The 26,917-nt window shown below is 62.5% G+C and carries 10 protein-coding genes; 2 read left to right on the plus strand and 8 right to left on the minus strand.

Annotation, left to right across the window (positions count from 1 at the left end; genetic code table 11):
- Positions 1–88: 88 nt before the first annotated feature.
- Both pbpC and ABIB57_RS14395 read right to left on the minus strand, forming a co-directional pair.
- On the minus strand, positions 89–2,245 hold the full coding sequence (pbpC, locus tag ABIB57_RS14390; protein WP_354041698.1) for a penicillin-binding protein 1C: 2,157 nt from the start codon (positions 2,243–2,245) through the stop codon (positions 89–91).
- Positions 2,242–7,755, minus strand: a complete 5,514-nt coding sequence (locus ABIB57_RS14395; RefSeq protein ID WP_354041699.1) for an alpha-2-macroglobulin family protein — start codon at positions 7,753–7,755, stop codon at positions 2,242–2,244. Before ABIB57_RS14395 ends, pbpC begins: the two co-directional genes overlap by 4 nt.
- A gap of 228 nt (positions 7,756–7,983) precedes the next feature.
- Between ABIB57_RS14395 and ABIB57_RS14400 the strand changes: the two genes are divergently transcribed.
- On the plus strand, positions 7,984–8,469 hold the full coding sequence (locus ABIB57_RS14400; RefSeq protein WP_354041701.1) for a hypothetical protein: 486 nt from the start codon (positions 7,984–7,986) through the stop codon (positions 8,467–8,469).
- Positions 8,470–8,651: 182 nt separating this feature from the next.
- Here the strand turns inward: ABIB57_RS14400 and ABIB57_RS14405 are convergent, their stop codons facing one another.
- Positions 8,652–9,230, minus strand: a complete 579-nt coding sequence (locus ABIB57_RS14405) for a diguanylate cyclase domain-containing protein (protein WP_354041702.1) — start codon at positions 9,228–9,230, stop codon at positions 8,652–8,654.
- A 222-nt stretch (positions 9,231–9,452) separates the two neighbouring features.
- Here ABIB57_RS14405 and ABIB57_RS14410 point away from each other — a divergent pair, with 222 nt between their 5' ends.
- A complete protein-coding gene (locus ABIB57_RS14410; protein ID WP_354041704.1) occupies positions 9,453–10,307 on the plus strand; it encodes a transglutaminase-like cysteine peptidase in 855 nt (284 codons plus the stop codon).
- A gap of 48 nt (positions 10,308–10,355) precedes the next feature.
- Here ABIB57_RS14410 and ABIB57_RS14415 read toward each other — a convergent pair whose 3' ends face one another.
- The 5 genes from ABIB57_RS14415 to ABIB57_RS14435 all read right to left on the minus strand — a co-directional run bounded on the left by ABIB57_RS14415 (position 10,356) and on the right by ABIB57_RS14435 (position 26,683).
- Entirely contained in the window at positions 10,356–21,254 is a 10,899-nt protein-coding gene (locus ABIB57_RS14415) for a T1SS-143 repeat domain-containing protein (RefSeq protein ID WP_354041705.1), read from the minus strand.
- Positions 21,255–21,428: 174 nt separating this feature from the next.
- Complete coding sequence (locus ABIB57_RS14420) at positions 21,429–22,532, minus strand: type 1 periplasmic-binding domain-containing protein (RefSeq protein ID WP_354041706.1); 1,104 nt, start codon at positions 22,530–22,532, stop codon at positions 21,429–21,431.
- A complete protein-coding gene (locus ABIB57_RS14425; protein ID WP_354041708.1) occupies positions 22,529–23,167 on the minus strand; it encodes a ribbon-helix-helix domain-containing protein in 639 nt (212 codons plus the stop codon). The genes ABIB57_RS14420 and ABIB57_RS14425 overlap by 4 nt, the downstream gene beginning before the upstream one ends.
- Complete coding sequence (locus ABIB57_RS14430) at positions 23,157–24,488, minus strand: HlyD family type I secretion periplasmic adaptor subunit (RefSeq protein ID WP_354041709.1); 1,332 nt, start codon at positions 24,486–24,488, stop codon at positions 23,157–23,159. Before ABIB57_RS14430 ends, ABIB57_RS14425 begins: the two co-directional genes overlap by 11 nt.
- The gene (locus ABIB57_RS14435) at positions 24,485–26,683 is read right to left on the minus strand and encodes a type I secretion system permease/ATPase (RefSeq protein ID WP_354041711.1); all 2,199 of its coding nucleotides are present in this window, start codon (positions 26,681–26,683) and stop codon (positions 24,485–24,487) included. Before ABIB57_RS14435 ends, ABIB57_RS14430 begins: the two co-directional genes overlap by 4 nt.
- Positions 26,684–26,917: the final 234 nt, after the last annotated feature.

Raw genomic sequence — 26,917 nt, forward strand, 5'->3', positions numbered from 1 at the left:
CCCCGAATACGGACCCAAGAAAACCGGGGGATGACGTCGGGATGACAGAACGATGACAATGCCGAAACGGTGAAACGGCCGCAGGCGGTCAGTCGAGGAAGACCGTGACGTCGTCGGAACGGCCTTCGGAATCGACCACCGACAGGGTCACATAGCCCGGCCCGTCGGGCTTCCAGGCATTCTGGCGGGCGAATGCGGAGCGGCCGAACGGGGCGCCATTGGCGAAGAAGGTGAAGGGCGGCACGCCGTTGCGCACCTTGACGATCAGGGGGAGGTCGGCGCCCGAGGCGATGCCCAGATCGACATCGACGCCGTCAGTGGGGAAGGCGATTTCGGGGGCGGCGTCGCGATTGACCATATTGTCATCGGGGTGGCGGAAGCGCTTGAGCGGGGCGGGCAATTGCGAATTGGAAGCGACCAGCACGCCGGGCGGGGCGGCGCGTAGTGGCACTGCCGGGGTGCCGAGGCGATCGAAGGCTTCGAACAGCACCGGGGCGGCGGCGGTGATGCCGGAAATGCCGGGCACCGGCTCACCATCCGGCCGACCGACCCAGACGCCGATGACGGTCTTGCCGTCATAACCGATCGCCCAGGCGTCGCGGTAGCCGTAGGAGGTGCCGGTCTTGTAGGCGATGCGGCCGGGTGAGCCATTAAGGGGCGGCGGCACGTCGGCGAGGATATCGGAGACATACCAGGCCGCTGCCGGATCGAGCACCAGCGCCGCATTGGCGGGCTCGGTAGCGCGCGGCTTGACGCCGTCATTGAGCATGACCGGGGAGCCGCCACGGGCGATGGCAGCATAGATGGAGACTAGGTCGCGGAGGGTGACGCCGACGCCGCCGAGGCCGATGGCGAGGCCGGGTGCGGTATTGTCGGGCAATAGCGGATTGGCATTGGCGCGCTTGATGCGCGACACCAGCCGGGCGGTGCCGACGGCGTCGAGCACGACGATGGCGGGGATATTGAGGGACTCGCTCAGTGCTTGGCGGATGGTGACGGTGCCGCGGCTGAAGCCGTCGAAATTGACCGGGACGTAGCCACCGAAGGCGGTGGGGCGATCCTCGATCAGGCTTTCGGGGTGGGCGAGGCCCAGCTCGAAGGCGAGGCCGTAGATCAGGGGTTTTAGTGTCGAGCCAGGCGAGCGCACCGCCGAGGTCATATCGACATAGCCCTGGCTTTGTTCGGCGAAGAGACCGGCGGAGCCGACCGAGGCCAGGATATTGCCACTGGCCTGATCGGCAACGACGATGGCTACGGAGACTTTTGGGCCAAGCTGGGTGGCCCTGCCCGTCCCCAGCCGCTCCAGCGCGGATTGCAGGCGGCGGTCGACGGTGAGTTCGATGCGCCGCGCGGTGGGCTGGGCCTTGACCGCCTGTTGCGCCATGTGGGCGGCGAGCATGGGGAAGGGTTTGCGCGCGGTTGGGATAGGCTCGCGCTTGGCGGCGTCGGCTTCTTCCTGGGCGATGGCGCCTTGACTGACCAGGCGATCGAGCACGCTGTTGCGGCCGGCTTCGGCGGCCTTGGGATCGCGATCGGGACGGCGCGCTTCGGGAGATTGCGGCAGCGCCACCAAGAGGGCGGATTCAGCGGTGGTCAGCCGCGTCGGCTCCTTGCCGAAATAGGTGAGGCTGGCGGCGCGGATGCCCTCGATATTGCCGCCATAGGGGGCCAGCGTCAGGTAGAGCGTGAGGATCTGTTCCTTGGTCAGGCGATGGGCCAGCGCGTCGGCGTGCACCAGTTGGCGCACCTTGCCCCAGAGATTGCGCGTGGGTTCGCCCTCGATCAGCCGCGCCACCTGCATGGTGAGGGTGGAGCCGCCGGACACCACATGGCCGCCGGCGCCGACGAACTGGCCGACCGCGCGCAGCATGGCGGACCATTCGATGCCATTATTGGTCTCGAAATTCTGGTCCTCATAGGCGATCAGCATGTCGACGAAATGCCGGTCCACCTGCCCCACCGTGACCGGCAGGCGCCAGCGTCCATCAGCGGTGGTGAAGGGCCGCAGCAGATCGCCCTGGCGATCCACCACGGCGGTCGAGACGGGGATGGTGGCGATATCGGGCGTAGCCGGCAGGGTGGCACGGATGTCGCGAATGACGCCGAAGCCGTACCAGGCGCCACCGGCCCCCAGGCACAGTAATACGACCAGGCCGGCGGCGAGGAGGCGCCAGATCGGCAGTTTACGCCGGGGCTCAGGGATGAGCTCCGGCGTTGGTTCGGAGGCGGTCGCCGCGTCGGTCATGGGCCGGTCGCGGAGATCTCGATGCTGCCCGCCGCGGTATTGGCGCGCAGTTCAGGACGGTACATGTCCTCGACGGTGGCGCCAGGGAGCACGAAGGTTCCCGGCGCGGTGGCCCGCACCATGTAGGCCACCTTGAAGGGCGCCTGATCGGTGCCGTACTGGAAGGCGGCGACATATTGATCGGTCCGCGATTCCACGTGGCTGGGTTGATCCAGCGCCGGGAGCCAAGACAGATCGGCAACGCCGGCCGCAGACAGGTCGGGGTTTTCGATTTCGAAACCGGCCGGCAGCGGATCGGCGACCACATATTGGCCGGAGCCGGTGGTCGAGGCCCGCATGGTCAGCAGCACAACGAAGCGATCGTTCTGGCTGACCGGGCTGGTCCCCATATCGAAGGCGGTGCCATCAGGCTGGAAGAATTCGCGGCTGATGGTGAAGCCCTCGCTGCTGGCTTCCGGCGGAACCGCCGGGATGCCGGTTACGGAGACCTTAGCCTGCGTGGCCGCGGCGCCGTTGTTGACGATGGTCACGGCGGTGCCGCCGTCAAAGTGCTCCTGATCAAAGCGCTGATAGACAGAGCCGGTCAGGTCCTTGCCATCGACGGTGATGGCGCTATCGGCAGTATTCTGGGCGACGGCCGCGGCGGCAACCAGGGTCCAGGCGTCTTCCTGGGTCGAGGTGTAACGGGCCAAGTCTCGCGCCTTGGCGAGGCTCGCCGTCAGGGTGGCGATATCGACGCCCTCCGGCTTGAACTCCGACGCCAGTGCCAGAACGGCGGCAGTGTCGCGCATGCGGCTGCCGTAGTCGGTGCGGTAGACGTTCTTGGCTTCGGGTTCTTTCAGGGCCTCGACGGCGGCCTGGAAGGCGGTCGCCGCGCGGGTGCCGTCGCCATAGAGAGCCAAGGCAGCGCCGAGCTGGGCCTTGGCCAAGGGTGAGCCGAAGGCATCGAGGCGCGCTTCAAGATAGTAGCGCAGATCGCCAATGGCGGCACGACCGGCACGGGCCATGTCGTAGAGCGCGTAGGCCACGTCCTGGCCGCCATTATCGAAGTCGGCGGCGTAGGAAACCTGATTGCCCAGATTATCCAGCGCCATGTTCATGGCGAGGTCCGGCACCACATAGCCCGCCGCCTTGGCGCGCAGCAGGAAGTCGGTGACATAGGAGTCAAGCCACAGATCGGAGGTGCTCAGCGGACCCCAGAGGCCGAAGCCGCCGGTCGAAGTCTGGTTGGACAGGAGCGAGGTGATGGCATCCTTGAGGCGCTGATCCAGCTCGGCATCGGTGCCCATCTGGATCATCTGCGCCACCTCGTTGAGGTAGAGCAGCGGCATGGCGCGGCTGGTGATCTGCTCGGAGCAGCCATAGGGGTAGCGATCGAGTGCCAGCAGCAGTTCGGGGATATCGAGGCGGGCGACCGGCCCGATCCCGAGGGTCATGGATGCCGAATGATCGACGAGGCCGGCGAAATAGCTGCCGTCGATGGTGACGGTGGCGCCCGGCTCGATGGTCAGTAGCTTGCTGGTGGTCTGCGGGCCGCTGGCGGCACGCACACCCAGGGTCAGGGCCTTGACGGTGGCCTTGCCGGTTGGATCGGTGACGGTCAGCGTCAGCTTCTGGTCGCCGATGGCGGTGCCGGTCAATCCCAGATTAAGGGACGTGCGGGCGCCAGCGGCGAGATCGACACTGGTTTGCGCGGCGTCGGTGGAGAGGCCTTCACCGGTGGTGAGAGCGACCTTATAGGCGCCGGCGGGGCCCGAGATATTGTTGATCTCGACCAGCAAGCGCGAGGTATCGTCCAGCCGCAGGAAGCGCGGCGGGCTCATGTTGATCACGACCGGATCGCGCACGATGACGTCGGCGGAGCTGTGGCCCACCGCATCGGCGGACCAGGCCATGGCCATGACCCGCACGGTGCCCGAGAAGTCCGGCATGTCGAAGGTCACGGTGGCGGTGCCATCGGCGCCGACTTCCACGATGCCCGAATGGAGGGCGACGAGGACCGAAGTTGGCGGGGGCGTGCCGAGGCGAGCGGCAGCGCCGTCACCGCCGGAGCGCAAGGCGCCTGGCAGGCCCTGGGTCGGATCGATCAGCGAGCCGTAGAGGTCGCGGACATCCATGCCGAGCTGGCGCTGGCCGAAATACCAGCCATCCGGATCGGGAGTCTGGAAATTGGTCAGGTTGAGAATACCCAGGTCGACGGCGGCCACGGCCACATAGGCCTTCTGGCCGGCAGTGGCATTGGGGAGCGCAACCTTGACGGTAAAGGGCTGACGCGGCAGCGACACTTTTGGAACGTCGAGATTGACGGTCAGCTTGGCATCGCCGGGATCGACGTCCGCATAGGCCAGACCCAGCGCACGAGCCGGCATGCGCTTCTCGGCGACGCTGGCGGGGCGATAGAGAATGGCGGTCACGTAAGCACCCGGACCCCAGTCAGCGGTGACGGGGAGGTCGATGGAGGCGCCTTCGGCGGGAACCGGGACGGCCTTCATGTCGATGATGCGGTCATCGACCACCATGACCAGAGCGGTGCCGGCGAATTGCGGATCGAGGCGCAGCACGGCGGTGTCGCCGGCCTTGTAGCTCGGCTTGTCGAGCGCGACCTTGAGGGTGTCTGGCGTGTCCGAACCGGCCTCGGGATAATAGTAGCCGGCATAGAATTCGTAGCTGGTCGAGGTCGGGTTTTCGCCCGTGCTCGTGATTTCAAGGCGATAGAGGCCGTAATTGACGGCGGCGCCGACAGTGACGGGACCGGTGGCCGAAGTATCGACCGAGCCGTTGGCCACTTCACGCGTGGTGGTGATGGATTCCCACTTCCAGGTGCTGCCGTCGCGATACCACTGGTAGTTGCTGTCGACGCGCGACAGGGTCCAGTTGAGGTCGGTGTTGTCGATGGTTTCGCCGCCCGGACCCACGGAGATGACGTCGAAGCTGGCCTGGCTGCCATCGGCAATGCCGTTGCCATCGGAGAACTGCGGCTTGACGCCAATGCGGTTGACGGTGGCGAGGACGGGACGAGACAGTGTGCGCTCGACCGTGCGGCCGTTGGTGTCGACCAGGCGCATGATGACCTGGGCTTCCAGCGGACGCGTGGTGACGCCGGGATCAGGCAAGGTGACGTTGGCGACGACGTTGCCGCTTTCATCGGTGACGCCAACTTCGCCCAGGGGCTCGCGGCTGGTTTCGATAGTGTCGTCGAGGCGGCCGAAGGTATAGCCGGGATAGTCCTTGAGCGTAGTGACCGGACGCAGCACGGCATCGGCTTCGACGGACAGGTTGGGAGCGGTGGCGCCGTAGAGATATTTAGCGGCGACATTGATCGGGTTCGGCTCGCCGATCTGCATCGGCGCGTCGGGCGCGGAGATTTCGAAGGCCAGGCGTTCGGGCTCGAAGTCTTCGACGAGGAAGGTGGTACTGGTCAGCGCCTCGGCTTTTGGATCGGCGTAAAGGCGCAGGGTCCAGGCGCCGCGCATGGCATCGGCCACCATGGGCAGGGCGGCGAAGTAGCCGCCGGCACCGCTGTCCTTGAGCAGCTCGGTGGAGGCGAGGACGCCATCGGGACGTTCGACTTGCAGCGTCAGCGGCAGATCGAGCACGGCCTTGGCGTGCACATCACGCAGCAGCGCAGTGAGGAACACGGTTTCGCCGGGACGATAGACGCCGCGTTCGGTGCTGGCGAAGGCATCGAGCGGACCTGGCGACGGGCGACCCTCGACGCCGCGATCGGTCAGGTCGAACGCGGTTTTCGACATGTCGAGGAAGGCGTAATCGCCCTCGGTGGTTTCGGCGACCAGCAATTGCGGGGCGCGACCGCCGGTGCCACGGGCGAGGCCGGGCGCGAACACAGCCTGGCCATCGGCATCGGTGGTGGCTTCGCCCAGGATTTCGTTATTGACCGCCACGAGGCGGACCTTGGAGCCAACGATCGGCTCGGCCGTGCTCAGCGAGCGCACGAAGGCATGCACGCCGTCATCGCCCGAAATGGTGGTCAGGCCCATATCGGTGACGATGAACCACTGGGTGGCGAGATCATCATAATCGCCGTCATCATTGGGGGTAGCGGCCTTGGTGACCTTGCCGGTCACCACATAGGCGCCCGGGGCGATATCGGTCAGAGCTTCGCTGACGGGGATGGCGGTGGTGGTCAACTCGTTGGGCTTGCCCTGAGCAAGGTCGACCTGGCCGGTCCAGATTTGCTCGCCATATTGGTTGGCAACGTCGCTGGCCGAATAGCCGCTGAGCGTGCCGGCGAAAATGCCGTTGCGCACGGCAGTGGCGATCGAGCGATCGCCGATGCGGTAGATGGTGATATCAGCGCTTGCGGCATTGACCGAGGTGATCGGCAGGCCGCCGCCGAGACCGGCAGGCATCACATAGGCATTGTTGGCGAAGGCCACGAAGGGCGAGCGGTCGGGGATGTAGACATTGAGCACCACGTCCTTACGCAGGCTCTCATTATCGGCCGAAGGCAGGCCGGCACGGACCTTGATATTATAGCGACCGCCATGTTCCAGGCCCTGGATACAGATCTGGCTTTCTTCGGTTTCCACCGCGATCTTGGGAGCGTTCTCGACGGTGATATAGCTCGACAGGTCCGTGTTGCTGGTGGGCAGCGGATCGGAGAACACAACGCAGACGCGCGGCGTGGTGGCTTCGGCATCGACCTCGTTGGAGGTGATTCGGAAGCCGTGTTCGGCCACGACCTTATCGAGATGAGCGTCGAGTTCAGCATCTGGGGCCAGGGCCAGGCGCGCGCGATAGGTGGCGATGGCTTCGCGCCACATCTGCGCATATTCGAGGCCATGCGCGACGGCGGCGAGAGCGGGCGTGCGCTCCTCGAGGGTCTGGGACTGCAGGAACGCGTTGAGCGCCGCCGACAGGCCAAGCTGGCCGAGATCGGCGCTGTTGTCGCCTTCGGGCTGGCCGGCAACGGCATCGGCCTGGTTGAGGGCGACAGTGGCCAGCTTCAGCCACACTGCCGGGTCGTTGTCGTTGAGGCCGAGCGCCTGGCGATAGGCCAGCAGGGCCGCGGCGGTGTTGGCCTGCTCGGCTGCCTGATCACCGGCGGCCAGCAGATCGGCGTAGGTGGTCTTGGGGGGCGCCGGGTCGGACTGCGGCAGCGCCTGGGCGAAGCTGCGCGCGCTGTCGATCACGCTCTGCGCGGGAAACGGCAATTCGGACTGGCGCGCCGCGGCGGTAACAGCGGGGATCGGCGATCGGTCGACCCGGCCGGACGTGGCCTTGGCAAACGCCGTCTCGGGACCGACGTCGCCCTTGAGGAAGCACCAATTGGTTTGTTCGTTGAAGGTGAAGGCGCGGCAGATGCGATCATCCTTGCACGCGCTCTGGCAGGCATCGAGGTCGACGTCCTTGAGGATGGAATAGTCGAAGCCGGGCAGATCAGTGCCCTTCATCAGCGATATTTTTTGAGCAGCAGCGGGGGCCGTCAGGGCCAAGGCGAAGAAAAAGGCCGCACAAAGCCACACGGCGAACGCGAATAGACGCTGCATATCCAACCCCTAGCAAAGCCCCCCGGCTCCTGCGCGCACCATATGGGTCCGACAGCGAGCGGTAAAGGTGTCGTATTACATGCTAATTGTACCGGGTTGACGACGGCGGTCGGTGCGGGGTCGATCGGACGAGGGGTGCCGATCATTTTTGGTACTGGCGGTGCCTTGGAACTGTCGGTCTGCGTTCATCGGCGCAATGCTAGTGCGGCTCCCAACGAAGGAGCCGAAATGCGCAGAGCGGGCCTGATCACGTTATCGTTGCTAGTGTTGAGCCTGCCCTTATGGGCGCAGGCATCGAACGGACAAGAGAAACTGCCCGCAGGCCTCAAGGTCGGCGACAGCCTGGGCTGGGGCTGGGATATCTTCAAGGACTGCACGTCCCAGGTCTTTGCCCTTGACGAGGCCACCGCCCTCGCGATCGAAAAGGACGGGCTCAGCGCTTTTACCACCATGAGCGGGCCGATCGAGAGCGGCGAATGGCGCTATGCGCCATGGCAGCAGACGCCGGTGGATTCGGATGCGCAGGCAGACTGGAGCGTTGACGGCTATGTCTGGGGTGGCCTCGCCTGTGGGCTGAGTGCGGAGTGGCAGGCCAGGAGCGCCCACATCGGCACAGAGCCGGGCGCCTATTACAGCTTCGGGCGCGGCGTGCTGCTGCTGGTCGATCCCGGCCAGCGCCTCGTGGTGTTTACACAGCGCGACTCGCTGCACTAGGCGGCGACCGGACCGTATCGGAACAGTTAGCGGCAAATGCGATCCTTTCGGTTGTGGAACCGCTTTCCTTCCAATTCGTTAAGACGATGCAGGTTTGCCCCTGCGACCTCCAACTTGTATTGAGCGACGACCGTGGCCCATGCACACGGCCGGGGTCCTTCGCGCCATCCGTGGGGCAGTGCCTATTTCCGTTCGACTATCCAAAAGCGCTGGCCATCGGCGTGGCGCGCCGCGTCCAGGGCCTTCTGGGCATCTGTGTACAAATCCCGCCCGTTTCCCTGCTTAAACACGGCCCCGCCCACGGCGACCTCAAGCTGAGTTATGCCTTCATGCGTCAAGAACACCGTATCATCCACGGAATCGCAAATGCGCTGGGCGATCGCGTCCGCCAAGGGCTGTGGAGCCCCGCGCAACAGGACCGCAAAGCGGTAGCCTTCGACATGCCCCACCAGATCGTCGTACCGCACGGCCTGGCGGATCGCCTGAGCCAGGAGCATCAATGCCTCATCGGATGTGTCGGGATTGCCAGAGGTGAGACCATCGGCGCGGTCCGTCATGTCTATCAACAACAGGGCGCCGGGTTGCAACGCCTGCTCGGCCGCCATCATGGCCATGAAACGTTCGCCGCGCAGGGCGCCGGTGAGCGGATCAAGATCGCCAGGCTGAATGGCGATGGGCGCGGGGCGCTCATTCTGGCGCCGGTCAGCGCGATCGTTCGGCCCACCTGTCAATCCCGCCAGCCAATCTTTCAATGTGCCCATCATGTGCCCCTAATTGTTATGCCGCCAGGATGCCATGCAGGTCTCAATCTTCGTTGATGAGGCTGTGTGCAATTTTATCGATCACGTCGAAAACAGGATGCGGCATAGCGACATAAAATCTCGTAAAATTTTATCGAATTTGTATATCCATAATATACTACGTCATTTTATGAAGTTTTATGGCATTTCGGATAGCTTCCTGTAAGTAATCAGGAGGCAACGATGCTCAGAAGAGCAGTATTTGTTTTGACGACCGCCATGGGGCTTTTCTCTATTGCGCCCGTTACCTCGAGCTTCGCCCACAATCCCGATATGGGCCGCCCTCAGCTGATCAAAATTTCGCGTACGGTCATCAGCAGCGGCATGTCCGTTGCCAGCGCCTTCCAGCCCGCGACCGGCTTTGCGACGACTTCGCCGGTTTCCGCACCCGCAATAGATCTGGGCGTATTCGGCTCGGTTGCCATCTCTGCCGCCCGCCTTCCGGCAGCAGAAAAATGGCGGCAGGTAACCCAGGTAGACTTCCGGGCGATGTTCGGGCCTGACTGTGCGAGCAGCGGTCTTGCGGGTTGCAACACCCGATTTGCCAACACCCTACGGGGCGTCGCCGGTCAGGCCGATGGACTGTCTGACCTGGCGATGCTTGGTCTGGTCAACCGCTCGGTCAATGGGGCGATGAAATACCGTGAGGACACCGCGCTTTGGGGCGTCGGCGACTATTGGGCCACGCCCTCCGAGATCGCCCGCAAGGGTGCGGGTGATTGCGAGGACTTCGCCATTGCCAAATTCTGGCTGCTGCGCAGCCTGGGTGTGCCGGCGGAGCAGTTGCAACTCGTCGTTCTGCAGGACACGCGCCGGCAGTTGTTCCACGCGGTTCTGGTCGCCCATATCGGCGCGGGCAGTTATGTACTCGACAATGTCACGAGCCGGCTGAACCTCGACACGGCCTATGCCCAATACCAGCCCATCATGAGCTTTTCGGGTAGCCACAACTACATCCACGGCTTCAGCGGCACCAATACCGCAATGGCAGCCATGCCCAAGGACCTGTCTGTGGTTGCGCCCGGCATGGCCCTGTGAAAGCAAAACGGCCCGCTCGTGAGCGGGCCGCCTTATGGGTGGTCGGCGTTAGATGATCGGCTGGATATGGGCCAGATCGTCCGCAATCTTGATGTCGACACTGCCGACATAGCTCGGCTGGATTGTTGCGACTAGCTCCCAACCGTTGCCCTTATCGACCGAGATCGTGTTGGCAGCGGCATCGACCTGAACATGGCTGGCCTTCTGGTCGTTGGCGATGCCGCTCAGCAAGTCAGACAAATCGACCACATCTCCAACGACATAGTCGCTGATGGTGTCGGAGTTGTCGACACCAGCTTCGCTGAAGACGAAGGTGTCGTTACCAGTACCGCCGGTCAGCGTGTCGTGACCAAGACCACCCCACAGGATGTCGTCTCCCTCGTTGCCAGTCAGTATGTCGTTGCCGCCACCGCCAATGAGCAAGTCATTGCCCTGGCCGCCCGACAGGTTGTCGGCGAGATTGCCGCCAAACATCAAGTCATTGCCGCCATCGCCGGAGAAGGCGTTGGTGGCGCCCGCCTCACCGACAAGGAAATCATTGCCGTTGGTGCTGAGCGGAAGGCGAATATTGGAGCTGTCAGAGTCGCGGCCCACAGCATAGTCACCGGACCCGAGATGGTATCCCTTGTAGGTCGCCCCGTCGAAGTTGATGAGCTCGACGCGGTCGTTGACGCCAACGAAGTGGTTCTCGACCCTGATGGACTGGCCATTGAACTCGATGACCAGGTTACCCAGGTTCTTGCCCTCGACAGTGTCATAGGCGTTAAGCGCGTCGAGTTTTGCGCCGGCCGCGGTAATGACGATCCTGTCACTGTCACCGCTGCCTTCATCAATGACGTCCTGACCGTCCTTCAGGCCGAAATAATAAGTGTCGTTGCCACTGTCATCGGTGAGCAAATCGTCGCCGGCACCGCCATACATCTTATCATCGCCCGAATTGGCATAGAGTCGATCATCGCCATCGTTGCCATAGAGGATGTCATTGCCGTCTGATCCGAAGATGATGTCATTGCCGGCTCCGCCAACAACGATGTCATTTCCCGCTCCCGAATCGATCGCATCGTCGCCGTCTTCACCCAAGATCGTATCGGCGCCATCTCGACCGTAAATTACGTCATTGCCGGCTCCGCCAGCAATGAAATCGCTTTGCGAACCGCCATCAAGATAGTCAACACCTGCACCGCCATAGAGCGCATCGCTCATGTCATCGCCAAACAGGTTGTTATTGCCGCCATTGCCGATCAGGACGTCTGAGCCAGTTTTGCCATGGACATCGTTGCCATCGGCTTGTCCGGCAGGAAGTATGATCTCATTGCCGACCCAGTGGGTAACAACATTGTTGGCGCTTTCAGAGGTCGCAGACCCATCAAGCACCGTCAATGCGACGTAGGTGAATGCGCTGCCGCCGCCATTTGGCGCCGTGGCGATAATTTTGAGAATGTAAACCCCGGCATTGACAGGCTCCGGATTGACGCCCTGCAGCACATCCCCAGTTCTGGTCAGCCAGCTCCACTTCGAAGCATTCAAATTGTTACTGATGGTAGAATCTTCGGAATTTCCGTCACCTGCACGCACGGTCTCGAACGAGTAGGTCGTGCCCGCAGCAGTACCAACGAACAGCGACGTCATGTCGAGGGTGATGGAGGTCGGCTTTCCAGCCGGCGCCGTGGCGTTGTTCGAGAATGCATAGAATGCACTCGAATTCGCCACACCGACGGGGCCTTCCTGGATATCCTTCACCGCGATGGTGAAATTGGAAGCGTTGAGGCCACCGTGACCATCCGAGGCCTGGACAGTGATCGTGTGCTGGCTCACCGTCTCATAGTCGAGAACGGCACCAGCCTTGACGGTGACGACACCGGTGTTCTGGTCGATCGTGAACCGGCCGTTGGCATCATTGGTGAGGCTGTAGGTTACTGTCTCGCCGTCAACGTCGGTCGCATGGGCCGTCAGGCCAACAACTGTCTCTGCGGTAGCGTTTTCAGCCACTTCATTGAGGGCGTTATTGGTATCGACGGGCGCAGTTGGCGCGTCGTTAACTGGCGTGACGGTCAGATTGACGGTCGTTACAGCGGTCGAAATCGCCCCGTCGTTCGCCTGGTAGGTGAAGCTATCGGGGCCATTGTAGTTCGCTGATGGCGTGTAGGTGAACGTGCCGTTCGCGTTGAGCGTCAAGGAGCCATGCGCAGGACCAGAGACGAGGATCGCCGACAGAGTACTGTCCACGTCCGTGTCGTTGGCTAAAACGCCGCCGGCGGCGTTCACCGTCAACACCTGATCTTCGTTGACAGTGTAACTGTCGGCAAAGGCGATTGGCGCATCGTTGACCGGGGTCACATTGACAATGAATGGCTGCGGGATGGGCACCGAGCCATCCTGGTTGCCATCTTCCACCGCTACGGAGAAGCCGGCGTTGCCCTCGGAGCCGTTGTGCACGAAGGTGATGAAGCCACTGGCCAATTCGGTTGCGGTGAAGGAGGTCGCCAGCGCACCGTTGTTGCGGATTTCGCCACCATTGAGTGCCGAGACCCGGAACACGATGTCCGCCGCAGTATTGTCCGGATCGGTGAAGCCCAAGGCGGCAGTCGTCAGAGTGATCACACCACCTTCAACAACCGTGCTGCTGAGCGAGCCAGCCAGAGTGGGCGCGTCGTTGAGCGGAATGACCTTGATGTCAACGATTTGCGCGGTGCTGCTGTCAGTCCCATCATTGACTATGACTTCGACGCTATGGCCGGTCGCGGTCGGAATATCGCTGTTATTGATGTAGCTCAAGCCCTGCAGGATCGTCTGATAGGTGGCCACGGAGGCGGAGCCCGTGATCGTCAACACACTGAAGTCGGCATTGTAAGTCACCGAGAGTCCGTCCGCCGCCGCTTGAGCAGAGGAGTTCAGCGAAAGCACCTCGAACGCACCATCGGGGCGACCGACCAAGCTGATCATCATCGACTTCAATGCGGAAGAGTCGACATCCGAAATAGTGGCGGCAGTAAGCGCGGTAGCATTTAGGATATATTGCGGGGTCTGCTCCACCGCCGTAGCGCTGCCATTGTTGCCAGCGCCCGCTCCGTTCAGGTCAACGACTGGGGCATCATTCACCGGGGTCACGTCGATGACGAAGGGCTGCGGGACGGGCGTCGAGCCATCCTGGTTGCCGTCTTCCACCGCCACCGTGAAGCCGGCCTTGCTGGCTTCAGAACCGTTGTGCACGAAGGTGATGATGCCACTGGCCAGTTCGGCTGCCGTGAACGAGTTAGCTAGCGCACCATTGTTGCGGATTTCGCCGCCATTGAGTGCCGTGATGCGGAACACGACCCCAGACGGCGTATTGTCCGGCTCGGTGTAGCCCAGCTCGGCTGCCGTCAGAGTAACAATGCCACCTTCGACGACGGTGCCATGCAGCGAGCCGCCGAGCACGGGCGCGTCGTTCAAGGGAATGACATTGATGTCGACGGTGTGCGCGACACTGTTATCGAGGCCATCATTGACGATGACTTCAACGCTGTGGCCGGTCGCGGCTGGATTGTTGCTGTTGTTGATATAGCTCACGCCTTGCAGGATCGTCTGGTAGGTGCTGGCGGATGCAGCGCCAGTGATCGTCAAAGAACCCAGAGCGGGATTGTAGGCCACCGTGAGGCCGGCAGCGACGGCCTGAGCCGGGTTTAGCGAAAGCACCTCGAATGTCCCATCAGGACGGCCAACGAACCTGACGGTCATCGAGGCCATTTGCGACGAGTCGACATCCGAAAGCGTCGCGGCAGTCAGGATATATTGCGGCAACTGTTCCACAGAGGTTGCGCTGGCATCATTGCCGGCACCAGCGCCGTTCAGGTCCACGACCGGCAGGTCGTTGGTGCCGATCAGCTTGATTTCGACATCGTGGCTGACATTGCCACCATGCCCGTCGGAGACCTGGATGGTGTACTTGATCACCGCCTGGGCGCCGGCGGAGAGGAAATTGAATGCTTCGCTGGCGGAGTTGAAGTTCCAGGCGATATCGCCAGACGTGTGGGTGCCATCGATGACGGGACCGGCACCGATGCTGAAGAAGGCCTTCAACTGAGCGTCGGTGAAGTTGGTGCCGAGCCCGGTCGCGGTCGCGCCGGTCACGGTTGCGGTCACCACGTCCTTGACGTCGACGTCGATCACGCTGAGCGTGCCATGGGCCTCGAGGCCGGCATTGGTCTCGTTGAGAACGACATGGTCCACGTCGCCAGCGTCGACGCTGACGACCGGTGTGTCATTGGTGCCAACCAGCGTCACGGTGATGACCCGATCGGCAAAGGTGCCATGCCCGTCGCTGACGCGAACGTTAAAGGTCTCGACCTTGGTCTCACCCGCCTGGAGCGGGTTCAGGGCCGCGTCGGTGACGCTATAGAGCCAGGTGACGAAGCCATTGCCGTCTCCGGCGGTTTCCTCGCTGACATTGGCCACGAGGCTCCCCAGATAGCCCGCATTGGCGCCCGGAGTGACGGTCACGCTGTGGGTGTCGCCCTGGTCGTCATAAATCCAGAAGCCGCCGCCATTGTGGCCAGCATAGCCGGCAGGCGCGTCGAACTCGGTGCGCACATCCGAAGAGCCGGCATGCGGCAGGCCTTCGGCATATTCGGTGATCGTGCCGCTATCGGGGAAACCCGGGGACGTGCGGACCTGATCGTTCTGACCATTGATGGTCAACTGATAGAGGCCCGTCTTGCTGTCGCCGTCCTGGTCGGTGACCGTATAGGGAATGGTGATGGTGGCGATTTCGCCCTGGCTGAGGCCGTCGAAGCCCCAACCCGGGTTGACGTGGAGCTGACCGGTCACGGGGTCGACCGTGATGGTGGGCTGCCCGAGAATGGTGCCGGTCGGCGTGGTGATGACAACCTTGGCAGGGTTGACGCTCACGCTGCCGGGACCGTCTGCGCCAAAGCTGAAGTGATCGCCCAGGTTGATGGTCGCCGTGCCGTTTTCGTCGATCGAACCGCCGATGAAGGGCAGATCAACAGCGCCGGTCGGCGCAAGGCCGATATCTGCGAGGTAGGTGCCGGTGGCATCGGCGGTACCTACTTCCTTGAAGGTCAGCACGCCGTTGCCATGCGCGTCAGGCAGCAGGCCGCCAATCGTGACGGCGCTCATCGTGCCGGTCACCGCCACGGAAGAGGTCTGAACAAGCTGGCCGTTCCAATACACTTCAAGCTTGGACGATGCCGGGTCTGGCGAGCCCATAGCGAATGTCAGGGTATAGGGCTGCCCAACCGTCAGGCCCGACAGGGCCTGCGAGATGGCGGTATTGCCTGGGGAAGAGCCCAGATCGACCATGCGGCCGCCAGCAGGAGCGTGCATGCCGAGATAGCCATTCTGGACAAATTCCAGTTGCACATTGCCCTGAGCGGGCTCGGTGCCGGTGATCTTCCAACCGACCGCTTCGGTCGCAAAGCCACCGCCCCAGTTCCCATCAGTCCAGGTACCATGGGCGAAATCGCCGTTGGTCAGCAGGTTGACGTGCACTTTGGGGTCGGTCAGCTTCGGTGCGTCATCAGCCACGTTGACGGTGAACGCGCGGTCCACATAGTCACCGTCGCCGTCATAGACGCGCGCCGTCAAGTTGATCGCCAGCGTGTCGCTGCCCTGTGCATGATCCAGGTTCTGGAACAGCGTCGCCGCGAAGCTGCCGGGGTGGAGAACGGCAACGATGAACACCGGCCGGTCGTCGCCTTCACCTTGCTTGAAGGCGACGATTTCCTGATCGACGCCGTTGGTGGTGCGCACAATATAGTCGAGCGCGATGCCATCTGAGGTCAGTCCCGGCGGCAAGATGTAGTGGCCCTGGGCGTCCTTGGCAATTTCGACGTGGGTGTTCTTGTCGTCAGCATTGATATCGACGTTGAGGCTACCCGACGTGTAGCTGACCTGGGGCAGTACGCTTTCGGTAATCGTGCCAGCATCGGCTGCGCCGGCCAGCAATAGCGGAACGCTGTCCTTGATATTGACCGAGAAGGTACCGGTAGCGGTGTCATTGTCCGCGTCGGTGGCCTGGAAGCCGAAGCTCAGCAGCTTGTCGTTGCGGCCGGAGGCATGATCGATATTGTCCTTGAGGACGAAGGAGTAGGTACCGTCGCTATTGAGGGTGACGGAGAAAACCTCGCGGGCGCCGGCCGAAGCGGTCAGCACATTGCCGGCGACGGTGTAGGCGATTTGCATGCCGTTGGACGTCAGGCCGTCTACGGTGCCGCTCTGGGTCGTGAACACCAAGCCGTCGGTCTTGGCGCCGTCGGCACCCCAATGGATGTTCAGCGATGCGTTGGCTGGCGTCTGCGTGATGAAGGTGTTCGCGAAGGCGTCCGAAGTAACTTCGCTGACATTCAGTTGGGCAACCGACCCGATTACCGGGCTGTCATCGATGACGCGGACGGTGAAGTTGCCGGCGCCCTGATCGCCATCGCCATCGCGGGCCGTGAAGTTGAATTTCAGCGACAGGACGTCTTCGTTATTCGCGCCGCTGGCCGCGATGGGATGATCGAGCGTGCCCAGCAGCTTGAAGGTGTAGGAGCCGCTGGAGAACAGGCTGGACTGATCCGATAGGGTGACGCTGAAGACGGGCTGGCCGCCAGCCGAAGCGGTGATCACGGTGCCATTGGCTGACAGAGTATAAACCAGAGGCTGGCCATGCGAGGTGAGCGTGATCGCACCGTTGGTGTTCGATGCGCTGACAAGGCCAGCAACTTCAGGCGCAGTCAAAACGCGTGCAGCACCGTTGCCCGAAGCGAAGACGACCGAGCGGTCGCCCATAACTTGGGTGCCGTTGTAGCCGCCGTTCACGGCGCTGTTGCCGTTGTCATTGCCCCAGGCAATATTGAGCGAGGCGCCGATCTCGCTACCGATCGGGCCGAGATTGGCGATGACGCCGTCCACTTCTACATCAAGCGGGCTGGCATCATTATTGCCATGCGGCAATGCTTCTTCCTCGACATAGCGAACGCCTACCGAGCCCAGGCTCAAGTGATCGTCGAGCACGTTGACGGTAAAGGAGGACGAAGCGGTATCGCCATCGGCATCCTTGGCGACGAAGCCGAAGTCGAGCGCCTTGGTGTCGGTGCCGACGGCGTGGTCGATATTGCCATAGAGGCTGAAGGTGTAGGTGCCGGTACCGGTATCGCTCAGCGACACGGTGAACACGGTCTCGCCACCGGCCGCAGCCGTAAGCATGGTGTGGGCGGTGTTGTAGGTGTAAACGATGGCCTTGCCGTCCGATGTCAGATCGGCCGGCGCCACAAGATCGGCAAATACGACGCTGCGATTGGCAGTGCCGCTATTGTTGTCATCGGCGTTCCAGTCGATGTTGAGCTTGCCCGGCTGCACCAGCGAATCGCTGCCGTCCGGGAACAATCCGTCAAAGAAAAAGGGCAGGTTCTGCTCGGAAACGGTTTCGGTTTCGGTGGCGCCAATCGTCGGCACCGAATCGATCACATTGACCTTGAAGGTTCCGGTAGCAGTATCGCCGTCGCCATCGGTCGCCGTGAAGCCGAACGAGAGTTCCTTGGTATTGCTGCCCAGTGCGTGGTCGATATTGTCCTTGAGGACGAAGGAATATGTGCCGTCGCTATTGAGGGTGACGGTAAAGACTTCACGCGCACCGGCCGAAGCGGTCAGCACATTCCCAGCAACCGTATAGGCGATCTGCGTGCCGTTGGACGTCAGCCCGTTGACCGCACCGCTTGTGTTGGTGAACACCAGACCATCGGTCTTGGCGCCGTCGGCACCCCATTGGATGTTCAGCGACACGTTGGCGGGCATTTGCGTGAGAAATGCGTTCTGGACGCTATCCGAAGTTAGTTCGCTGACGCTCAGTTGGGCGACCGGGCCAATCACCGGGCTGTCATCGATAACGCGGACGACAAAATTGCCGACGCCCTGATCGCCATCGCCATCACGAGCGGTGAAGTTGAATTTCAGCGACAGCACGTCTTCATTATTCGCACCGCTTGCGGCAACGGGATGATCGAGCGTACCCAGCAACTTGAAGGTGTAGGAGCCGTTCGACTGATCGGAGAGCGTGACGCTGAACACGTCGTGACCACCAGCCGAAGCAGTGATCACGGCGCCGTTGGCCGACAGGGTGTAAACCAGCGGCTGGCCGTGCGAGGTGAGCGTGGCCGAACCATTGCCGCCGGTTGCGCTGACAAGGCCAGCAACTTCAGGCGCAGTCAGAACGCGTGCGGCGCCGCTGCCAGAACCGAAGACGACCGAGCGGTCGCCCATGACCTGGGTGCCATTGTATCCACCGTTGACGGCACTGTTGCCGTTGTCATTGCCCCAGGCAATATTGAGCGAGGCGCCGATCTGGCTGCTGATGCCGATAACACCGCTGGCGAGATTGGCGAGCACGCCATCCACTTCTACGCCAAGCGGGCTCGCATCATTATTGCCATGCGGCAATGCCTCTTCCTCGACATAGCGCACGCCTACCGAGCCCAGGCTCAGGTGATCGTCGAGCACATTGACGGTGAAACTGGACGTAGCGGTATCGCCATCGGCGTCGGTAGCGACGAAGCCGAAGTCCAGCGCCTTGGTGTCGGTGCCAACGGCGTGGTCGATATTGCCGTAGAGGCGGAACGTATAAGTGCCGGTGCCGGTATCGCTCAGCGATACGGTGAAGACGGTCTGGCCGCCAGCCGTTGCAGTCAGCACGGAATGGTCGGAATTATAGCTATAGACGACGGCCTTGCCGTCCGACGTCAGATCGGTTGGGGCAACAAGGTTGGCGAAGCCGACGCTGCGATTGGCAGTGCCGCTGTTGTTGTCATCAGCATTCCAGTCGATGTTGAGCTTGCCCGGCTGCACCAGCGAGTTGCTCCCGTCCGGGAAGAAGTCGTCAAGGAAGAAGGGCAGGTTCTGCTCGGAAACGGTTTCGGTTTCGGTAGTGCCGATCGTTGGGACCGAGTCGGTCACATTGACCTGGAAACTCCCGTTGACGGAATCACCGTCGCCATCGGTCGCCTTGAAGCCAAATGTGAGCTCCTTAGTGTCGCTGCCCAGCGTGTGGTCGATATTGTCCTTCAGGGTAAAGGTGTACGAGCCATCGCTGTTCAACTTTACCGTGAAGATTTCGCGGCCGTCAGCCGTCGCTGCCGTCAGCAATGTGCCAGTGATCGAGTAATTGACGGCCTGGCCGTTCGAGGTCAGGCCGCTATCGCCGGCTGCAGTGGTAAAGGCAAGATTCTGGGCGTTTGGGCCATCCGAACCCCAAGTCACGTTGAGCGACACATTGGAGAGCGTAGTGGAAGTGAACGCGTTAGACGCGCCGTTCGCGGTCTGCTCTGCTACCGTTTGGGTTGCCACGGCAGCCAGTCGCGGGCCGTCATCTTCGAAGGAGATGACCGTTGAGTCTCGCGTGACCAGATCGATGGTTGCCGAATTGGTGGTGGTGTCGCCATCGAAGTCCGTACGGGTAACGTCGAACTTGAGCTGGGCGGCACCGTCGCCGAGAAGCTGCAGAAGTGCCTTCTCGTCGAAGAGATTGCCTTCGCCGTTATGCGAGATGGCTTCGAACAGCGTGGTCTGCAACTGTTCGGCACCGGGGCCGCCGACGATCTCGATCTTGAAGACGGCATCGTTGGCTGCATCGCGACCCACGATCACGCCATCTTCCAGGAAGAGCGTGATCAGGCCACCATGAGTGGCGGACAGCGTTGTGGCCAAACCGCCTGCAGGAATGCCGGTGAAGCTGAAGACGGCCGTGCTCGAACCGGCGCCATCAGCACCATAGCCGCCGGACACGTTGAAAAGCGCAGCCAGGCCGCCTTCGAACGACGTCCTGACCTGACCCAAGGCACCCTCGACATCGTCGGTATTGCCGTTGCCGGTATTGCCAGACTCGCCAGTGCCATCGCGCACGTCGTTACCGACAGTCTCGTCCAGGGAAATCACCAGGGCGGGAGCGCCCTCGCCGGTGTTGGCGGACACGCCAACGGTCGGGCTGTCATCTTCCACGATAATGCTGATGGCCGTCGAAGCGCTGCCACCGCGGCCGTCGCTGGCGGTGATGGGCAGATCAAAGCGGAGTTCGTTTTCTCCACCGCCAGCAGGGTGATCGACGGGGCCCGAAAGGGTAACGGTGAATGCGCCTGAACCATCGGTGACAACGGCCTGGATCACCAGGGTGTCGCCGGCCCAGCCGGACAGTGTCGTCGTGCCGACGCCGGTCCAGGTCACGGTGACGCCCTGCGAGGTGACGGGCGAAGTGGGCTGGCCGAAGCGGAATGTCAGCGGATCGCCATTGGGATCGGAGGCGTTCAGGTTGCCCGAATAAACAAAGTTATTGGTGGTATCGGCGTTGCCGTCGGAGTCGGCATTGCCACCGGCCAGCCCTTCCTCGGAGAGGCGCGCTTCGGTGATCGAAAAGGCAAACCGCGGCGCCAGATTGTTGTCGTAAGCTTCCTCGTCGGTGGTCTCGGTCGTCGGCAGGTCAGTACCATCAAGCAGGCCGCCATAGGTGAAGGCCGAGCCGATATCGCCAGCCGGCTGCACTTCGAAATTACCGCCGGAGCTTGGCGGACCATTCCCGGCGGGGCCGGCCGCGGTCTGGATGTCACTTGCGGCGAACAATGCTGCCACGGTGAGCGGCGGGATTTCCACGCTGCCCAGCACGATGGTCAAGCCTTCGATAGCGCCGTTCGGCACCACCACAACCGATCCATCGGGCTGCACGAATTCAAGATTGGCGCCATTCATCCGGGGCGCATCAATACTTGTGCCCTCGGGCAAAGTCAGTACCGAGCCTTCGCCAACTTCGACCACCAGGCTTGCCTGGTTTTGCGCCGGCGCGGCGTCCGGGGGCGTTGCGTCGGTCGCGTTGGTCGCGCCCGTATCCGCCTGAGCCACCAGGATTTCGGCGATCGGCAGCGAATTGCTATCCAATGCAGTATCGACGACGAAATCGGAGTTTGAGTCGGAACGTTCGATCATGGAGGCCCCCGGCAATCTGATTAAAGCTTAATTAACCGAGACTTATACGGGGACGCCAAACCGGCAGCAAATTCCAAATACAACCAAAGCATAACCCTATATGGCATTTAGGGGTAAGCTTCACTTAACCTTAATTCAGAAGCATAACGGCATATGCGGTACGCATCACGGAGGTCAGCGGCCAGCAAGGATCTCGTAGCTGCGTGACTGCACGAGTCCCAGGGGGCCAAAAGTAAAGGGACCAGTAAAGCCGGTAAATCCGAGATCGCTTTGCAGTGTCTTGGTGCTGAACGCTTCAGCGCCCGCCATCTGGTCCAGCACTGCCGCCATCACGACCAGATCATAGACCACGGCACTGGCCAGGGTCGGCGTCGCGTTATACGCGGCCCGGAAACGCGTGACGAAGGCGGTGATGCCGGCGCGCGGCAGCGAGGGATACCAGGACGTGCGCACAGCAGAAGGGAGAGGTTCGGCCAGGGTCCAGCCGGCATTGCCGACGATGGCGATGCTCGCCATCGTGGGGGGATCGGCGAGGGCGATCAGTTCCGCAGCCCGTTGTGGGTCAACGGCGAAAACCAGCGCATCGACCTTGCCCGCGGCAAGGGCGGCCGCAAGCTCTGCCTGGAATGCTCCGGGCCTGGCTGCGTCGATGCGGACAACCGCAATAGTTTGCGTGGAGGCAATGTCGGCGACGGCTGTGGCGAAACTGGCGCTGTCCCACTCGGCGCCAGCCACAATACCGAGCTTGGCATAGCCGAGTCTTTTGGCTTCGGCGACGAGGGCGGCAGCCTCTTCGCGTGGCGCAAGGCCCGCGCCATAGAGCAGGCTGGCTGTGTCGCTGAGGGAAGCGAGGGCGATCGTAGGAACCTTGCGGGGCGCCATTGCCTTGGCCAGGCCCGCCAGCGCACGAGCGTCGTTGCCGCCGACAATCAGGCGAGCATTGGCCGCCTCGAACGCGGTGGCATCCTTGCTCCCCCCGTCCGACTGCGGACGAATGACCACGCTGACGGGATGTTTGGTAACGGACTGGGCCGCAAGCTTGGCGGCCAGCGCGGTCGCATCTGCAGCGCCGCCGGACCGGTTTAGCGGCTCGGCAAAACTCAGTACGCCGATGACCAGTTGGCCCGTGCCGACGGTTTCGGCAACCATCGGCGGCTGAACGGTCGGCGCCGGCGCCAGCCCGACCTGCTGCATGGTGGAGCAGGCGGTAAGCAGCGCCGCCACGCTCACGATCTGAACCAAAATCGCGAGGGGGCGCAGCAGCGAGGCGGACTTCACGCCAGGATATAGCCGAGGATGACGCTGGCCGGCGCTGGCGGAATCAGCAGTAATCGTGCCGTCGTGCGCCGATCGCGATTGCCGAAGCGAATGGAAATGCCGCACTCGGTCGTCCCCCCTGAAACCAGTTCGTCAAATAGCGTTTCGAGCGGACGCTCCAATGACAGTTGCGCCGCATCGACTGGCGTTGCGCCGCTGACGGCGCCTCCGACCGAGCGCAGATACCGCAGAAATTCGGCATTGGCCTGAACCAGCCGCTTGCGCCGGTCGAGCGCAAAGGAAGGCGCAGGGCCAGCCTGCAACAGGCTGATCATGGTGCCGGCATTGGCCAAAGGCAGCAGACGCTGCAGCTCTTCCATCAACAGGTCCACGGTGGCGCTGCGGATGGCGCCGGTGGCGTTGATGTCCTGCTCGTTGGCTTCTTCGAGGATTTTGGCGACGAAGCGCGAACGCTTTTGGCCGGCCCCGGCACTCAGCATGCTCAGGGCATTCCAGAATACCTGCTCCAGCCGAACGCCCTTGCGGCCGCCGGGCGTGGTGAGGGTGCGAAATTCGGGGCGGGTCAGTTGAGCAAGCCTGCTGCTGCTCTGGGCAGTGTCTTCATCCTCGGCGACCAAGCGCGCGCTATCGCTCACTCAGTGCCTCCTGCCGGGTCTTGTTGATGGGCTTGAGCAGGTACTGCAAAATCGTCCGCTTGCCAGTCAGGATATCGACGCTGGTGACCATGCCGGGCAGCACCGGAAGTTCGCGGCCCCGATATTGCAGCACGGCCTTATCGGCACGGATTTGGACGAGGTAATAGGTTTCGCGGGTGTTGGGATCGACGATGCTGTCGGCCGACACATTGGTGACTTCGCCGGTCAGTCCGCCAAAGATGGAAAAGTCGTAGGCCGTCAGCTTGATGCGCGCCTGCTGCCCCGGAAGGATGAAGGCGACGTCGGATGGCTTGAGATGTGCTTCGACCAGCAAGGTGTCGGATATCGGCACGATATCGAGCAGGCGGGTGCCCGCGGCCACGACGCCACCAATGGTGTTGACCTCGATACTGTTGACCACGCCATCCACCGGAGAGCGAATATCGGTGCGCATTACCCGGTCCTCGGCACCGCGCAACTGCTGCTGGGCACTGGCGAGTTCGGCGCGGCGCACGGTCAATTCCGCCAGGGCATCCTGACGGAACTGCAGCGTCACCTGGTCGACCTGGAGTTGAGCTTCCTTCAGCGCGGCATCAAGCCGTGCCTTGGATTCGTTGGCTCCGGCGATCTGGCCGGACAGATCGCTGACTTCGCTCTGCATGCTCAGATAGGTGGTTTGCGCAACGAGACCCTTCTGGGCAAGCGGCCCCATCAGGTCGAGGCGCTGCTGCGCCAAAGCGAGGTTTCCGCTGAGCCGGTTCTGATTGGCGTTGACCTCGCCAAGTTCGCGGCTGCGTTGCTCGACGCGCTGGATCAGCACGTCCTTGCCCTGCGCCAGGCTGGCGGCGCGGGTGGTCAGCAACTGGATTTCGCTGTCGCAAATTTGCGGCGCCGACGAGACGATTTCCGCCGGGCAGATAAACGCGCCAACATCCTGGGCCTGGCTTTCCACCGCCAGGCGGGTGGTTTGCGCGAGCAGGGCCAAGACTCGGGCTTGCACTTCGCCCGCGCTCGATGCGGTATTGGTGTCGTCGAGCTGGATCAGTTGCTGACCCTTGCTCACCCGCTCGCCCGAGCGCACCAGAATATCGGTGACGACGCCGGCCTCCGCGCTCTGGATGATCTGCGACTTGCCCGACGGAATGACGCGGCCCTCGGCCCGGCTGATCTCGTCGATTTCGGCCCAGGAGGCCCAGGTCAGTGCAACGATGAAGAACACGCCGATGATGACGACGACATAAAGCCAACCCTTGGGGGGCGGCTGGGTGCTGAGCAGATTGTGGCCCTGATGCCGCGCAGTGGTGGAAAATGGAGCGTTCATGCCGTGCCCCCACGCGCCTTGAGATGGTTCAGCACCTCATCGCGCGGACCATCCGCGACGATACGACCGTTATCGAGCACGATCAGGCGGCTGACGAGCGACAGCACGCTATAGCGATGGGTTGCCACCAGCACGGTCTGGTCCGGCGTCAGGCTGGCCTCGAGATTGGCGATGAGTTGGCGTTCCGTCGCCAGGTCCATGGAACTGGATGGCTCATCGAGGAACAGGATCTTGGGTTCGACCAACATAGTGCGGGCCAGGGCGACCGCTTGCCGCTGGCCGCCGGAGAGCAGGATGCCCCGTTCGCCGACCTGCATGTCATAGCCCTGCGGATGGCGCGAGACGAAGTCTTCGACGCCCGCCCGCTGCGCCGCCTGCAGCATGCGCTGCTCGCTGGCGCTGGGGTCGGCCATCAGGATGTTCTCGCGCACACTGCCGTTGAACAGTTCTGGATCCTGCAGCACCAGCCCGACGCCGCGCCGCAGGTCGGCAGGGTGGTATTGGGCGATATCGGCGCCGTCGATCAGGATTTCGCCTTCGCTGGGGGTGTGGAAGCCGACAAGCAGGCGTCCCAAAGTCGTCTTGCCCGAGCCGATACGGCCGATAATGCCAATTTTCTCGCCGGCGGCGGCGGTAAAGCTGATGCCGTCCAGCACATAGCTTTTGGTGCCGGGATAGGCGAAGCGCACCTTGTTGAGGACAATGCGGCCCTGGTTGACGCTGCGGGCGGAGAACCCGTCCCTGGCGCTGCGCTCGTCGGGCATCTTCATGATGGCGTCGATGGTGCGATAGGCTTCCATGGTGCTGCGCGTGCGCAGCAGCATCGAGGAAATCATGGAAATGGGCGCGATCAACCGGTTCGACAACATCATCGCGGCCACGATGGCGCCCATAGTGATATTGCCGGCGGCGGCCATGAAGGTGCCGCCGATGATGATGCCGGTCATCGATAGTTGAGTGAGCGTGGAGGTGACGTTGGTCGAGATCGACTGCAGCCATTTGATGGTGTTTTGGGTGTCGGACGAGGCCAGCACCGTCGCCTCCCAGCGGCGCAGCATTTGACCTTCGGCGCGCGAGGCCTTGACCGATTGCGACCCCGTTAGTGCCTCGACCAGAATTGAATTGCGGGCCGAAGACTCCTTGAGCGCCGACGATACGGCACGGCCGGACAGCCAGCCGATAGCCAGCGTAAACGCGATGGAAATAACGCCGGCAATCAGGGGGAACAACACCAGCCATCCCACCAGCAAGGTAATCACATAGGCGAAAATTCCCAGAAACAGCAGGTCGACGAACATGACCAGCGTGCTCGAGGCTAGAAAATCGCGCAGGATTTCATATTGGGCGATGCGATTGACGAAGGCGCCGGTCGAGGCCGGGCGAGCGTCCATCGTGGTGTTGAGCACGCGATCGAACAATAGCGAGGACAGCCGGAAATCGATGCTGCGGCCGACATGGTCGATGATCGCCCCGCGCGCCAATTTCAGCGCGATATCAAAGATCAGCACCAGCAGCAGGCCCAGCGCCAGTACCCAGAGGGTGGAGATCGCCGCGTTCGGCAACACGCGATCATAGACGTTGAGCGTGAAGATCGGGAACGCGATGGCGAAGATATTGATGAATGTCGCGGCGGCCAGCACATAGGCAATGCTGCGCCCATGGCCCTTGAACGCGGACCACAGCCAATGCCCGGAACGGGCAAAGCGCATGCCGGAATTTTCCTGCACCATTTCGTAATTGGGCGTCAGGACCAGCAGGGCCCTCGGCTCCTTGCTGCGAAGGGTCTTGGCGTCGACAATCCGCTCCTCGCCGCGCGAGGCGTCATAGCAGCGGTAGGCCTTGCGCCCTTCGCGCCCCAGGCAGATCAGGAAACGGCCATCGGCGCCCTGCATGATGGCGGGCATCTCATAATCGGCCAGTCCATGCAGCGAGCGGGTCACACTCGCGGTGACCACGCCAATCCGCGCCATGGCGGGGGCGATCAGTTCCGGCGTCATCCGGTCATTGTCGAGGGGTAGGCCGGCCGTCAGGAATGAACGCGAGTCCGGCTTGCGCCAGAGGCGGGCAAGATACTGTATCGCCGCGAGGATTTGATCGCTGCCCTGGGGTGAGGCTTCCGGCGCCTCGGCGCCCGGCATGCCCAATTGGGCTTGCGGCAATCCTGCGTCGCCCTCCAAACTGTCGTCAAACTTCATCTCAAAAACACGAGCCCCCGGGCCGCCCCACGCCCCACGCCGCTGGGCAAACAACGCGGGATTTAGGATGTTGACGCGCTACGGCATTAGCACCTGGCAGCAAGCCAATCGCGGATAATATTGCGTTACGGTAAACTACTGGAGCGCCAATCAACAATTGAGCCCGGCACCAGTGCCGAGCCAATTCGCGACGGTCATTCGCAGCTTGCGGCCCATCATCGCATCGCAATATCG

Source organism: Devosia sp. UYZn731, assembly GCF_040546795.1.
In the GTDB taxonomy this organism is placed as follows: Bacteria; Pseudomonadota; Alphaproteobacteria; order Rhizobiales; family Devosiaceae; genus Devosia.